10 protein-coding genes are annotated in these 14,379 nt (G+C 74.1%); 7 read left to right on the top strand and 3 right to left on the bottom strand.

Annotated features, from left to right (window positions below; all coding sequences use genetic code 11):
* Positions 1–101 precede the first annotated feature (101 nt).
* Positions 102–2,951: a helix-turn-helix domain-containing protein gene (locus ACX9I7_RS16075; protein ID WP_459387729.1), complete on the top strand. Its 2,850-nt coding sequence runs from the start codon at positions 102–104 to the stop codon at positions 2,949–2,951.
* 19 nt (positions 2,952–2,970) lie between these two features.
* On the opposite strand, the gene ACX9I7_RS16070 is transcribed toward ACX9I7_RS16075, so the two are convergent.
* From ACX9I7_RS16070 to ACX9I7_RS16060, 3 genes are read right to left on the bottom strand one after another with little or no spacing between them, the layout of a single operon-like run.
* A complete protein-coding gene (locus tag ACX9I7_RS16070; protein ID WP_387573943.1) occupies positions 2,971–4,203 on the bottom strand; it encodes a beta-ketoacyl-[acyl-carrier-protein] synthase family protein in 1,233 nt (410 codons plus the stop codon).
* Positions 4,200–4,469, bottom strand: a complete 270-nt coding sequence (locus ACX9I7_RS16065) for an acyl carrier protein (protein WP_189447368.1) — start codon at positions 4,467–4,469, stop codon at positions 4,200–4,202. Before ACX9I7_RS16065 ends, ACX9I7_RS16070 begins: the two co-directional genes overlap by 4 nt.
* A gap of 23 nt (positions 4,470–4,492) precedes the next feature.
* Complete coding sequence (locus ACX9I7_RS16060; protein ID WP_459387728.1) at positions 4,493–5,302, bottom strand: class I SAM-dependent methyltransferase; 810 nt, start codon at positions 5,300–5,302, stop codon at positions 4,493–4,495.
* Positions 5,303–5,535: 233 nt separating this feature from the next.
* Between ACX9I7_RS16060 and ACX9I7_RS16055 the strand changes: the two genes are divergently transcribed.
* The 6 genes from ACX9I7_RS16055 to ACX9I7_RS16030 all read left to right on the top strand — a co-directional run bounded on the left by ACX9I7_RS16055 (position 5,536) and on the right by ACX9I7_RS16030 (position 14,359).
* A complete protein-coding gene (locus ACX9I7_RS16055; protein WP_459387727.1) occupies positions 5,536–6,891 on the top strand; it encodes a hypothetical protein in 1,356 nt (451 codons plus the stop codon).
* A gap of 45 nt (positions 6,892–6,936) precedes the next feature.
* Positions 6,937–8,352: a condensation domain-containing protein gene (locus ACX9I7_RS16050; protein ID WP_459387750.1), complete on the top strand. Its 1,416-nt coding sequence runs from the start codon at positions 6,937–6,939 to the stop codon at positions 8,350–8,352.
* A 210-nt stretch (positions 8,353–8,562) separates the two neighbouring features.
* Entirely contained in the window at positions 8,563–10,380 is a 1,818-nt protein-coding gene (locus tag ACX9I7_RS16045) for a thiamine pyrophosphate-requiring protein (protein WP_459387726.1), read from the top strand.
* Complete coding sequence (locus tag ACX9I7_RS16040; RefSeq protein ID WP_387573936.1) at positions 10,377–10,826, top strand: hypothetical protein; 450 nt, start codon at positions 10,377–10,379, stop codon at positions 10,824–10,826. The genes ACX9I7_RS16045 and ACX9I7_RS16040 overlap by 4 nt, the downstream gene beginning before the upstream one ends.
* Positions 10,827–10,829: 3 nt before the next feature.
* Entirely contained in the window at positions 10,830–13,259 is a 2,430-nt protein-coding gene (locus ACX9I7_RS16035; protein ID WP_459387725.1) for a GMC family oxidoreductase, read from the top strand.
* Positions 13,256–14,359 (top strand): enolase C-terminal domain-like protein, encoded by a 1,104-nt coding sequence (locus ACX9I7_RS16030; protein WP_459387724.1) that lies wholly within the window; start codon positions 13,256–13,258, stop codon positions 14,357–14,359. Before ACX9I7_RS16035 ends, ACX9I7_RS16030 begins: the two co-directional genes overlap by 4 nt.
* Positions 14,360–14,379: the final 20 nt, after the last annotated feature.

Here is a 14,379-nt window from a genome sequence, read left to right as displayed (position 1 = left end):
CCGGCCGTATGCGGCCGGTGGCCACGCTAGAGTCCGTCACCTGGCGAAACACCTGTCCGAGGGGTCGAAGGTTCGAGGGGTCGAGGGGGAGGCCGTGATCTGTGGCCAGTGAGTTCAGCACGCTGTTACGGCGGCTGCGGCGCGACGCGGGAATGACTCAGGAGGCATTGGCGGAACGCGCCGGGGTGGGCGTGCGCACCATCCGCGGTCTGGAGACCGGCGAACGCGCGGACCCCAGAGTCACCACGGTGCGACGGCTGGCCGACGCGCTCGGCCTGGCCCCGGCGGAGAGCGACGAACTACTCGCCGCCGCCGTCCACCGCACCGGGCCGGAGGCCCGGGCGGAGGGACGGGCCTCCGGCCTGCCCGACGGCCCGTCTGACGGCCCCCCCGACGGCCTGTCTGACGGAGGGCCGGAGGGGCGGTCGGATGGGCGACCGGGCGGGCGGTCCAGCGGGCCGTCTGACGGGCGGCCGGATGGGCTGTCCGGCGACCAGTCCGACGGCTGGTCCAGTGACAGGCCGGACGAGTGGTCCGGCGACCGGCCGGACGGGTGGTCCGATGGGCGGCCTAACGGTCAGGCCGAGGGTCGGCCTGACGGCAGGCCCGGCAGCCAGTCCGACGGCTGGCCCGGCCGCGCCCGACCGGTCACGGGGCGGCCGGTTCCGGCCGAAGGGGGTGCCGGGCCGTCGGCCTCCGCCGAACCGATCCCCGGACATCCGGGATCCGTCGAACCGGCCACGGGGCCATCGCGTCCGGCCGAACGCGCCGAGGGATCGTCGGCTTCCGCCGGACCCGTCGCGGGGCGGCCGGTTCCCGTCGACTCGGCCATCGGACGGCCGGTCTCGGCCGAGCCGCGCGCCGGGCGCCCGGCGCCCGTCGGGCGGGCCGCAGGCCAGGCCGTCCTGCGGGACACCATCGCCGGCGTCGCCGAGCAGCTCGCTCACGCCGTGGCGGCGCGGTGGCAGCGGGAGGAGGAGCAGCGGCAGGTGCACGATCCGTATCCGTTGCCGGTGCGGTGGGGAGCGGTGGCCGAGGAGTTGACCGATCACTGGGCGAACATCCGGCGTCTGCCCGCCGGAGCCGCACGCGGTGGCGCGCACGGGCCGTTGGAGCTCGGGGGGCGGCTGGACGAGGTCGTGGAGGTGTACCGGCGGATCCCCTCCGGGCGGCTGGTCGTGCTGGGACGGCCGGGTTCCGGGAAGTCGATCCTCACCACGCGGTTCGTCCTCGATTTCATCGCGTCGAGGAGCGGCGTCGACCCCGTACCCGTCATCTTCAGCATCGGCGCCTGGGACCCCACCGCCATCACCTTCCGGGACTGGCTCACCGCGCAACTGATCCGCGACCACCCCGGCCTCGCCGGCACCGCGGCGCCCGGGGGGCCGAGTCTGGCCGCCGCGCTGGTCGAGGCCGGCCGGGTGCTCCCCGTGCTCGACGGCTTCGACGAGATCGCCGGGGGGCTGCACCGCCCCGCGCTGGAGGCGCTCAACGCCACCACGCTCCCCCTGCTGCTGACGAGCCGCCCGGCCGAGTACGCCACGGCGGTGGCCGAGACGGACGTGCTGACGTCCGCCGCCGCCGTGGAGCTCACGGACCTCACACTCGACGACCTGGCCGACTACCTGCCGCGCACCACGCGCAAGGCCCGTGGCGGGAACGCCGCGACGACCGCGTGGCACCCCGTGCTGAGCGCGCTGCGCGAGCGGCCGCGCGGCCGGGGCGCCGAGCAGCTCGCCGCGGTGCTGACCACCCCGCTGATGGTCACGCTCGCCCGCGCCGTCTACAGCGACACCCCGGGACGGGACCCGGCCTCGCTCCTCGACACCCACCGGTTCGGCGGCCCCGGAGAAGTGGAGGACCACCTTCTGGAGACGTTCACCGCCACCGCCTACCGCCTCCGGCCGGAGCACCGCCCGGACGGCGCCCCGCGCCGCGGCTTCGACCCGGAACGGGCGCAGTACTGGCTCGGTTACCTCGCCCACCACCTGACCCGGCTCGACACCCCCGACCTGGAGTGGTGGCGGCTCGGCTCAGGAGTGCGCCGCCCGGCGCGCGTCCTGGTGACGGCGCTGCTGACGTGCGTGGTCGTCGGGGTCGTCGACTGCGTCGTCGGCCTCCTCTTCGACTCCCTGAGCTTCCAGATCGCGGAGGGGCTGACGACGGGGTTCCTCTCCGGGCTCATCAGCGCGCTCGCCTACTGGCTCCTCGTCGCGGGCAGGAACACGGAGGTGCCGCCGTCCGGCATGCGCGTGAAGGTCTTCGGCAGGGCCGGCGCTGCGTCCGGCCGGAGGGCGAGGGGCCGCATGGTGCTGGGGCTGCTGTGCGGGCTCGTCTTCGGGCTCGGCTACGGCTTCCAGCACGGCGTGCTCAAGGGCCTCCTCCGGGGCACCGGCCCGCTGGGCATGCTGTCCTTCGGGCTCTACGACGCCGTGTTCTTCGGGTTCGTGTTCACGCTGGGAGGCGGCGCCGCCCTGGGGCTCCTGGCCTTCCTCGAAACCCCTCTCGACATCAGGTCCGCCGTCAACCCGGTCGGCCTGCTGCGGACGAACCGGCGGACGGTCGTCGCCCAGTTCCTCGTCTGGGTACCCGCCTTCGGGCTCCTGGCCGGCGTCGGGTCCGCGCTGGCGGTCCGGCCCCTGTCGGTGCTCCTGGGCCCGCTCGTCTGGGGCGCCGGGGCCTCGGCCAAGCTCGGCCTCATCAGCGGGCTCTGCGTCGCCATCGGCTACGTCTTCGCCCTGAGCGCCTGGGGCCAGTGGGTGGTGTTCTCCCGGATCTGGCTGCCGCTGACGGGCCGGCTGCCCTGGGCCGTCGTCGCCTTCCTGGAGGACGCCTACCAGCGGGGCGTGCTGCGTCAGGCGGGCGCGGTCTACCAGTTCCGCCACGCCCGCCTCCAGGACCACCTCGCCCGCACCTACCGGGCGCGTCGCGCCGCCGCGCCCACTCGATGACGGTCGTTCGGCGTCGCCGTCACGCGGCGCCGAACACCACCGCCGAGTTGTGGCCGCCGAACCCGAAGTTCTGCTTGACGGCGACGCCGATCGGGGCGGGGCGGCCCACGAGCGGGGTGTAGTCCAGGTCGCAGTCGGGATCCGGGTTCCGCAGGTTCGCGGTGGGCGGCACGTACTTCTCCCGGATGGCGCGCAGCACGCCGACGCTCTCCAGGATCCCGCTCGCGCCGCACGCGTGGCCGATGACCGACTTGGGCGCGGTGATCGCCACGTCCCGCGCGTGCGCGCCGAACGCCCGTTTGATGGCGGCGGTCTCGGCCCGGTCGCCCTGCGGCGTCGCGGTGCCGTGGGCGCTGACCAGGTCCACGGCGGCCGTCTCGACGCCGGCGTCGGCGCAGGCCAGTTCGATCGCCCTGGCCGCCACCGCGCCGTCCGCCCGGGGTGCCACGGGGTGGTGGGCGTCGCAGGTGGACGCGGCGCCGAGCACCTCGCCGTGGACGGTCGCGCCACGGCGCAGCGCGGAGCGTTCCGACTCCAGGACGAGGACGGCGGCGCCCTCGGCCGGCACCATGCCGTCGCGGTCACGGTCGAACGGCCGGGACGCGAGCGCCGCCTCCGTCGCGGGCCGCTGGGAGAGCGCGTCCAGCAGGCGGAACGAGGCCAGCGCCGGTATGTCCAGCCAGCTCTCCACACCGCCGACGAGGACCACGTCGGCGGTGCCGTCGCGCACCGCGCGCAGGCCCGCTCCGATGGCGTCCGTCGAGGCCGCGCAGGCGGTCGAGAGGGTGAGGACCGGGCCCGTGACGCCCAGTTCCTGGGCGACGAGCCCGGCGGCCTGGTTGGGCAGCAGCCGGAGCAGCCCGAGCCGGTCCATCCGGGGCCAGCCGCTCCGGTTGAGCACGGTGACGAGTCGCGCGGTCTCGTCGAGCCCGCCGCCACCGGTGCCGACGTACAGGGCGTCCGGCGCGGTGCGCAGCCGCGCGTCGTCCCGGGCCTTCATCGCCGCGGTGAACAGCAGTTGCTGGAAGCGCGAGGTGCGGCGGACCTGCTGGGCGGACATGTGCGCGCGGGGGTCGAACCCCCGGATCACGCCCCCGACCTGGCAGGGCAGGGGCCCTTCGAGCTCCAGCGGCGAGATCGCGGGCCGCCCCGCGGCCAGGGCGTCCCACAGCTCGTCCGGTGTGCCGCCCGCGCACGACTCGACGCCGATGCCGGTCACCAGCACGCGGTGGCGCGCCGCCCGGGGTGTCACAGCGCGCCCGCCATCGCGTCGGCCACGTCCCCGACCGTGTGGAGGTCGGTGATCCGGATGCCGGTGTCCGCCAGCTCGACCCCGAACTCCTGCTCGAGGACGCTGATCAGCTCCAGCGCCTCCATGGAGTCGAGGCCGAGCACCGGCTGGCCGGGGTCGGCCGCGTAGAACAGCGCGGAATCGCGGGTGACGGCCGTTCCGGAGTCGCCTAGTTCCGGCCGGATGCCGGTGATGGCCCGGGTGACGACGTTCCATACCTCGGTCATGACGAATTCCTTTCGGGTGTGTTTCACGGCCGGGTGGCGGAGAAGTAGACGCAGCGCCGCGTGATGGTGAACGGGGCGCTCTCGTACAGTTCTTCCAGCGTTTCGGTGAGCAGTTCCGCGGCGATGCGCGGCGCTACCCCGGGTAACGCGGCCGTGGCGAACATCGGGGTCGAGCACAACGCGGTGAGAAAGCGCGGGCCGAGGGTGAACGCCCGCTCGTCGGTGACGACATCGGTGAATCCGGCCGCCGCGAGGGCGGCCTGGTAGTCCTCGGCCGTCCTGCGCAGCCCCGAGGGCCGGCCGGCGACCGACCGGGCCAGGGGGAGTCCGCGCTTCCGGGCGGTGGCGCGGGCCGCGCCGACCAGCTCGGCGTACCGGGGGAGATCGGCCGGGGACTCCGCGCCCGAGTAGAACGCCGAGTTGAACACCAGGCGCCCGCCGTCGGCCAGCACCCGCCCGATCGCGTCGAGCGCCTCGGCCAGGTCCGGTACGAGATGGACGCAGTTGGCCAGCACGACGACGTCGAAGACGTCCGCCGGGAACAGCCGGGAGACGGACGACGCGTCACCCACGGCGAACCGCGCCCGGTCGCCCAGCCGGACCCGCGCCGCGTCGAGCAGCGCCGGGTCGGGGTCGACGCCGACCAGGGACGTGGCCGGGTCGCGCAGCAGCAGGAGCTCGCTGACGGCCCCGTCCCCGCACCCCACGTCGAGGACGGCCGGCGCCGGGCCGGCCGGGATCAGGCCGAGCAGCGCGCGGTTCAGCTCGGCGTATTCGGGGTCGCGGCGCAGCGCGGCGTAATCCGAGGACGGTTGCGGGAACGGTGCGTTCATGAATTGACCCTCCGTCGGCCCGGCCGGGAAATGGCGCGGTGCGGATCGAATGACGGGGGCAGACGCTAGCAGCGCGTTTGACGGGCAACAAGGGAAGTTTTTTCCGTGCCGCCGTCCCGGCCTCCTTGATCAGCGAAAAGATCGCCCCTTCATTTTTGTTTCATCCTGCCCGGATAGCTTTCGCGGGCCGCACCGGGGATTTCTCGCCGGGGGTTTATCGAGGAGGGAAATCCTTGGAATTCATAGAATTGGGCGACAGCGCCGTTCCCGCCGGCCGGCTGGTCTTCTGGACGCCGGCCGCCCCGGCCTCCGCCTGGGCCGACGACCCCCGGGCGCCCGCGCTCGTCCACGAGCACCACGTGCGCACGGCCGCCGCCCGGGGGCCGGGGTACGTGGAACCCGCGTGGATCGGGGTGTCGTTCGCCGTGGGCCGCGCCGGCCGGCACCGGCTCGGTGCCGCGCTCACGGCCTGGCTGCGCGGGCACGAGCACCTGCGCAGCAGGCTGGTGCCGACCCCCGGGCGCTGTGTGCGCCGTACGCTCCCCGCGAGCGCCGTCACGCTGCGGCAGGAGGACGTCGGCGTCTTCGCCGACGGCGCCTCGGCCCGGCGGCAGATCGAGGCCTTCTTCGACCGGAGGGCCGACCCGCTGGGCTGGCCGCAGATGGTCTTCGCGACCGTCGAGGGCGCGGACGGGACGACGGTGTTCGCCGGGGCGGATCACGGCGTCGTGGACGCCTACACGCTCGCCATGGTCCCCGGGCAGATCCGCGCCGCCCTGTCCGGCCGTGCCGAGGGCCGGACCGGGCCCACCTATCTGGACTTCGGGGCCGAGGAACGGAACCTGATCGACCGGCTGCCGAGCGGGCCCGAGCGCACGGACCACTGGCGGGCCCTGCTCGACGACGCCCGTGGTGGGACGCCCGCGTTCCCCCTGCCGCTCGGCGCGTCCGGGGCGCCGCTCGCACAGCGCAGTACCTACCGCCGGCTGCTCGACGGACCGGCCGCCGCCAGGTTCGCCGCCGCGTCACGCGCGGGCGGGGGCAGCACCGCCGCGGGCATGCTCGCCTGCCTGGCGCTCGCCACGGCGGACGTCGCCGGGGAGCGGCCCCTGGCCGCGATCGGCCTGGCCAACTCCCGCACCGGCCCGTGGCGTACGGCGCCGGGCTGGTTCGTCGGCCTCCACCCGGTGCGGATCCCGGCGGCCGGGGCGGCCTTCGCCGACACGGTCGCCCTCGCCGCCGCCGAACTGCGCCGTCGCGGGCCCGGACCGGGCAGTTCGCCGCCGCACATCAGCCGGATGCTGCGCCGGGAGATCCGTCCCCGGTTCGTCGTCTCCTACTTCGACGTGCGCCGCGTGGCGGGCACCCCGCCCCAGCGGGGGGACACGATGCTGCGCAGCCGCGTCCACGGCCCGGCCGAGGTGTACGTGTGGCTGACCAGGAGCGACCACGGCGTGCACCTGTCGACACGCTTCCCCGACACACCCGTCGCCCGCGCGAACGTCGAACGCTTCGTCCTGGCCGCCGCGCACGCCGCCACCCGCGCCGCCGACGGCCACCGGGCCGAAGCCCTGCCCACCCCCGCCTAGCCGACCCTCCCAGGACCCCACGGAAGAAGGAGCCCCGCAGTGCGTATGACCCAGATCCTCGACTGGCGGCCCGAGCCGGGCGAAGTGGTCGAGTTCGAGCCGGCCACCGACCGGGCCCCCGTGCCGCACGGCGTGCCCGCTTCGCTCTTCCAGCGGTCGCACTTCGAGCTGGCCGCCGCCCACCGGGCCATCGGGCGACGGCAGTCGCCCTGGGTGGCCATGACGTTCGACCTGGAGGGCCGGGCCGACCTCGACGCGCTCACCGGCGCGTGGCAGGGGCTCGTCCGCCGGCACGAGGCATTCCACAGCTGGTACGAGCCGGAGGACGGGAACCTGGCCGGGTTCCGCCTGCCACCCGATTCGCTCACGGTGCGCCCGGTGCGCGTGGGCGACTTCACGGACGTGGCCGGCCTGCGCGCCCATGTGCACCGGAGGATCGACGAGCAGACCGCGGTGGGATGGCCGAGCCTGCTGGCCGGAGTGATCCTCCGGGACACGGTGTCCACCGTGTACTTCGCGATCGACCACGCCTACACCGACGGGCACTCGCTGGCCCTGCTGTTCCATGAGCTGCGCGCCCGCTACCACGCGGCCCGTACCGGCGCCTCGCTCCATCTGCCGCCCGCACCCGGCTACCTGGACCACAACCGCCGCGAGCGGGCACGCTCCGCGTCGCTGACCGCGGACTCGCCGGAGCTCGCCACATGGTCGGAGTTCCTGGCCGTGGGGGACGGCGGTTTCCCCGGCTTCCCGGTCGAGCTGGGCAACGACGCCGACGCGCTGCTGCCCGGCGTACGACACGCGTACTCGGTGCTCACCAGCGACGAGGCGCGCGCCTTCCGTGCCCACTGCGCCCGGCACGGGGGCGGGTTCGCCGCGGGCGCCTTCGCCGCGCTGGCCCTCGCGCAACGGGAGTTCACCGGCAACGACGTCTACCGTGTGCTCACGGTCGTGTCGACCAGGGGCACCCCCCGGATGCTGCACGCGCACGGCTGGCTGGTCAACTTCGTGCCCCTGATGTTCCGGCTGCCCTCCTCGCCCCATCTCGCCGACGCGGTCTCCGCCGCGCAGCAGGGTTTCCAGCGCGCCCGCGCGGGTTATGACGTGCCGCTGCACCGGGCGCTCGAACTGCTGCTCGACGGCCGGGAGGCCCCGACCATTCCGCCGATGGTGTCCTACCTGGACGGGCGGTCCGTGCCGGGCTCCCGTGACTACCTGAGCGCGGACGCGACGGTCCTGGCCGGCCCCGACAACGCCCGTGGCGTGTCGCTGTGGTTCAACTGGTTCTCCGACCGGGCCGAACTGGTGGTCAGCATGCCCGACACCGCGCAGGCCGCGGCGGGCGTGCCGAAGTACCTGGACCGGGTCAGGGAGATCATGCTCGCCGCGGCGGCCGGCTCGCCGCGCCTGCCCGGCCCGGTCGGCATCGGCTCCGGACGGCGGGTCGTGGAGGGGGTGTGAATCCGGCCCTTCCGGGCAGGAGCCCGTTCCCGGCGGCTGACCCGATCGGCGGCGCTCTTCCTGCGCGGACGTAGGCCCGGTGCCACGGTGAGTCGTGGAGACGGAGGTGGGAGCGATGCCCGGGGCGGCCGTCCGCTCGCGCGCCCGCCGTCGCGGCACGAGCGCGTGAACCCCGGTGAGGCCCGCAAGAGCACGCTCGAAGGGAGAACCATGTCCGCCAAGGTGTCCGACCATCTCCTGCAACGCCTGCGCGAATGGGGAGTCGAGCGGGTGTTCGCCTATCCGGGGGACGGCATCAACGGACTGCTGGCCGCGTGGGGCCGGGCCGACGACAAGCCCCGCTTCATCCAGGCGCGCCACGAGGAGATGGCGGCCTTCGAGGCCGTCGGCTACGCGAAGTTCTCCGGCGAGGTGGGCGTGTGCGCGGCCACCTCCGGGCCGGGGGCCATCCACCTCCTCAACGGGCTCTACGACGCCAAACTCGACCACGTGCCCGTGGTCGCCATCGTCGGGCAGACCAACCGCAGCGCCATGGGCGGTTCCTACCAGCAGGAAGTCGACCTCCACACCCTCTTCAAGGACGTAGCCTCGGACTTCTGCGAAGTGGTGACAGTCCCGGAACAGCTGCCCAACGTCCTGGACCGGGCGATGCGCACCGCGCGCGCCAAACGGACCGTGACCGCCCTGATCATCCCGGCGGACGTCCAGGAGCTGGACTACTCCGCGCCGACGCACGCGTTCAAGATGGTGCCCTCCAGCCTGGGCGCCCCCGCGTACGCGCCGGTCCCGGCGGACGAGGAGATCACCCGGGCCGCCGAGCTGATGAACGACGGCGAGAAGGTGGCGATCCTCGTCGGCCAGGGGGCCCGGTCCGCGCGCGCGGAGGTGGAGCGGCTCGCCGACCTCCTCGGCGCCGGCGTGGCCAAGGCGCTGCTCGGCAAGGACGTGCTCCCCGACGACCTGCCGTACGTGACCGGCGCGATCGGCCTGCTGGGCACCCGGCCCTCGTACGAGATGATGCGCGACTGCGACACGCTCGTCGTCGTCGGCTCGAACTTCCCCTACACCCAGTTCCTGCCGGAGTTCGGGCAGGCGCGGGCGGTGCAGATCGACATCGACCCGTTCATGGTGGGACTGCGCTACCCCTTCGAGATCAACCTCGTCGGCGACGCCCGCGAGACGCTCACCCGCCTGCTGCGGCAGCTGAAGCCGAAGAAGCACGGCGGCTGGCGGCACGGCATCGAGAAGAACACCGCCCGCTGGTGGGAGGTGATGGAACGGCGCGCCGCGGTCGACGCGGACCCCGTCAACCCCGAGTACGTCGTCCACGCCCTGGACGAGCTGCTGCCCCGGGACGCGATCATCACGGCGGACTCCGGGTCGGCGGCGAACTGGTACGCCCGGCACCTGCGGATGCGCGGGGACATGCGCGGTTCCCTCTCCGGCACGCTGGCGACGATGGGACCGGGCGTGCCCTACGCGATCGGCGCCAAGTTCGCCCACCCCGACCGGCCCGTCATCGCGCTCGTGGGCGACGGCGCCATGCAGATGAACGGCCTGGCCGAGATGATCACGGCCGCCAAGTACCACCGCGAGTGGCAGGACCCCCGGCTGATCGTCGCCGTCCTCAACAACCACGACCTCAACCAGGTCACCTGGGAGATGCGGGCCATGTCCGGCGCCCCCCAGTTCCTGCCCTCGCAGTCCCTCCCGGACGTGCCGTACGCGGACGTGGCCCGCTCCTTCGGGCTGGACGGCGTGCGCGTCGAGAAACCGGAGGAGGTCACCCCCGCGTGGGAGCGGGCCCTCGCCGCCTCCAAGCCCTTCGTCATCGACTTCCGCACCGACCCGGCCGTACCGCCCATCCCGCCGCACGCCACCCTCGACCAGATCGAGGCCGCGACGGCCTCCGTCATCAAGGGCGACAGCGACCGCGCCGCCATGGTCCGGCAGGGGTTCAAGGCGAAGATCCAGGAGATGCTGCCCGGCGGCAAGCACCGGGGGAGCGGGACGGAGGAGGGGAAGTGATCCCGCGCTCCCGGAACCCGTTCGCGCCGGCCCGGCTGGCGCGCAACGTCCGCCACGGCCGCTTCGAACGCTCCCTGTCCCTGCTGACGGCGGCCGGCGCGGTCATCACCGCCGCCGAGATCTACCTGGAGCACGACCGGGCGAGCTTCGGCAACCGGGTGATGTGGTGGCCGGTGGTACTGGGCCCCGTCGGCGCGGCCGCCGGCGTCGCCGGGTTCCTCAGCGAACGGATGGCGCGCACCGCGCTGCCCATCGCCTCGGCGGCCATCGCCGCCAACGGCCTCCAGGGCACCTACCTCCACGTACGCGGTATCGCGGAGAAGCCCGGCGGCTGGGCGCTGGCCCGCTACAACATCGAGACGGGCCCCCCGCTGTTCGCCCCGCTGCTGGTGACCATGGTCGGCGGCATGGGGCTGCTGGCCGCGCTGCTGCGCAGGGAGCGATGACCCGTGGCACGCGAGGGAGGGAGCGGGGGGCCGCCGGGGACGACACCGGGCCGGCGCCCCTCCCGGTTCCCCGGCTACGACGTCCTCGCACAGGCCGGCACCTGGGACGCCACGACCTCCGCCGTGGTGTTCGCCCGCACGGCCCGCCAGCCCGAGCTGCGGTTCTTCACCCTCGCCGAGGAAGCCGTCGCCACCCAGCTCTTCGACCACCTGCTGGCCCAGTGGGACGACCCCAAGGTGCCGGTCCTGGAGATGATCGACGCACGGCTCGCCGAACGGCAGACCGACGGCTGGCGGTTCGAGGACATGCCCGAGGACGACACGGCGTGGCGGCTCTCGCTGCGCGGCCTCGACGACGACGCGCGCGAATGGTATGACGCGCCCTTCGCCGAGCTGTCGCCGGAGCGGCGGGCCACCCTGATCGAAGCCGTCCGCGCCCGGGGCTCCGACCGCTGGCGCGGACTGACGGCCGGTCACGTCTGGGGCCTGTGGACCCGCTACACGGCCACCGCCTTCTACTCCCACCCCTGGGCCTGGAACGAGATCGGCTACGGCGGCCCCGCCTACCCGCGCGGCTATATGCGCCTCGGCCTGGGCCTCCGCGAGCCCTGGGAGGTGCCGGACACCGAACCGGAGGAGGCACCGCCCGAGGACGACGGGAGCGAGGGCACGAAGGACGACGACCTGCCCGCGCGGCCCGGCGCGCCGCGCACGGGCATCGCCGGCCTCGTCACGAGCGCGATCGGGACCCTCCGGCAGACCACCTCCCCCCTGGGCCGGGTGCGCGACCGCAACGCCTCGGCCTGGCTGCTCCCGCGCGGCGACGCCCGCTTCGACCGCCGGCTCGTCGAGGGCATGCGGCGCTTCGACGACCGCGACGAGGTGGACCTCGTCGTCGTCGGCTGCGGCGCGGGCGGCGCGACCCTGGCCCAGCGCATGAGCCGGTACGGGTGGTCGGTCGTCTGCCTGGAGGCGGGCCCGTTCTGGGACCCCGACAGCGACTGGGTCAGCGACGAGGCCGCCTCCCACCACCTGTACTGGAACGACCCCCGGGTGATCGCGGGCGAGGACCCCGTCCCCCTGGGCGCGAACAACTCCGGGCGGGGCGTGGGCGGCTCCACCGTCCACTTCGCCGGGTACGTCCCCCGGTTCCACCCCTCGGACTTCCGCACGTACACCGAGGACGGCGTGGGCGCCGACTGGCCGCTGGACTACGCCGACCTGCGGGCCTCGTACGAACGGATCGAGCAGGAGCTCCCGGTGGCCGGGCAGTACTGGCCCTGGGGCGACCCCCACCCCTATCCCCACGCGCCGCACCCCGTGAGCGGCAACGGGGAGGTGTTCCTGCGCGGCGCCGCGGCGCTGGGCCTGGAGGCCCGCGTGGGGCCGGTCGCCATCACCAACGGCCGCTTCGGCAACCGCCCCCACTGCGTCTACCGGGGCTTCTGCCTCCAGGGCTGCAAGGTCAACGCCAAGGCGTCCACCCTGATCACCCATGTGCCCGACGCCCTCGCCCACGGCGCCGAGATCCGCGCCCAGTGCATGGTCACCGGCGTCGAACTGGACGAACGAGGGCGCCTGGCCACCGGCGTCCGCTACGTCCGCGACGGCCGCGAACGGTTCCAGCGCGCCCGTACCGTCGCCGTCGCCGGATACTCCATCGAGACCCCGCGCCTGCTGCTGAACTCCACCAGCCGGCGCTTCCCCGACGGCCTGTGCAACGACCACGACCTCGTCGGCCGCTATGTGATGGTGCAGGGCGCGCCCCAGACCTCGGGCCGGTTCACCCAGGAGGTGCGCTCCTACAAGGCGCCACCGCCGGAGGTCACCACCGAGGAGTTCTACGAGACCCGCTCCGACCGGCCCTACCGGCGCGGTTTCTCCGTCCAGAACGTCTCCCCCCTGCCCATCGTCTGGGCCGAACACGTCACCGCCCAGGGCCACTGGGGCGAGGACCTGCGCCGCTACATGCGCGACTACGTCCACTGGGCCACCCTCGGCGCCCTGTGCGAGCTGCTGCCGCAACCCGGCAACCGCGTCACCCTCGCCGAGGAGAAGGACCGTTACGGCCTGCCGGTGGCCCGCTTCAGCTACAGCCAGTGCGAGAACGACCGGCAGGTGATCCGGGCCGCGGAGGCGGTGATGGAGGACATCCTGCGGGCCGCCGGGGCGAGCGAGGTGATGACGATCAACCGGTACGCACACCTCGTCGGGGGCTGCCGCATGGCGCGCGACGCCGCGCACGGCGTCGTGGACGCGGACCTGCGCACCTTCGCGGTGCCCAACCTGCTCCTCACCGACGGCAGCGTGCTCCCCACCCAAGGCAGCGCCAATCCCGCGCTGACCATCATGGCGCTCGTGGACCGCGCTGCCGGACGGCTGGCCGCCGGGGCCCGCACCGGACTCCGCACCCCCTCCGGGGGCCGGCGGTGACCCCGGTGGTGGGCGGCGTCGAGACCGCCGTCTACACCGTCCCCACGGACGGGCCGGAAGCCGACGGAACCCTGGCCTGGAACTCGACGACCCTCGTCCTGGCCACCGTCCGCTCCGAAGGCACCACCGGCCTCGGCTACACCTACGGCGCGCCCGCCACGGCCGACGTGATCGCCTCCGAGCTCGCCCCCCTCCTCGTCGGCCACAGCGCCTGGGACGTCCCCGCCGCGCAGGAGGCGATGAGCCGGGCGGTGCGCAACATGGGCCGGCCCGGACTGGTCGCGGGCGCGATCTCCGCCGTGGACATGGCCCTGTGGGACCTCAAGGCCCGGCTGCTGGACCTCCCCCTCGTCCGGCTCCTCGGCGCCCACCGGGCGGAGGTCCCCGTCTACGGCAGCGGCGGCTTCACCACGTACGACGACGAGCGACAGGACCGCCAACTGCGGCACTGGGCCTCGGAACAGGGCATTCCACGCGTCAAGATCAAGATCGGGGAGGACCGGGGCCGGGGGGAGGGCCGCGACCGCCACCGCGTCGCCCGCGCACGCGGGAGCGTCGGGGACGGCGTGGAGCTCTACGTCGACGCCAACGGCGCCTACACCCGCAAACAGGCCGTCCGCGTCGCCCGGTACCTCGACGACCACGGCGTCACCTGGTTCGAGGAACCGGTCTCCTCCGACGACCTGGCCGGCCTGGCCCTCGTCCGCGCCGCGACCGCCGTGGACGTGACGGCCGGCGAATACGGCTACACGCTGCCGTACTTCGGCGCGATGCTGGCCGCCGGAGCCGTGGACTGCCTCCAGGCCGACGCCACCCGCTGCGGCGGCCCCACGGTCTGGCTGCGCGCCGCGGCCCTGGCCGAGGCCCGCGGACTCCACGTGTCGGCGCACTGCGCCCCCCACGCCCACGCCCACGTGGCGGCCGCCGTGCCCAACCTCCGGCACGTGGAGTGGTTCCACGACCACGTCCGGATCGAGAACCTGCTCTTCGACGGGACCCTCGACCCCGAAGGAGGCGTCATCCACCCCGGCCGGGACGGCACCCCCGGGCACGGGCTGACGCTGCGGAACGACCGGGCCGGCCCCTACCGCGTCCGCTGACCCCACCGCACACGAGCGAG

It is taken from the genome of Streptomyces sp. L500, from assembly GCF_054551825.1.
Note: the sequence above shows the minus strand (reverse complement) of the source record. Positions and strands in the feature narration are given on the sequence as shown.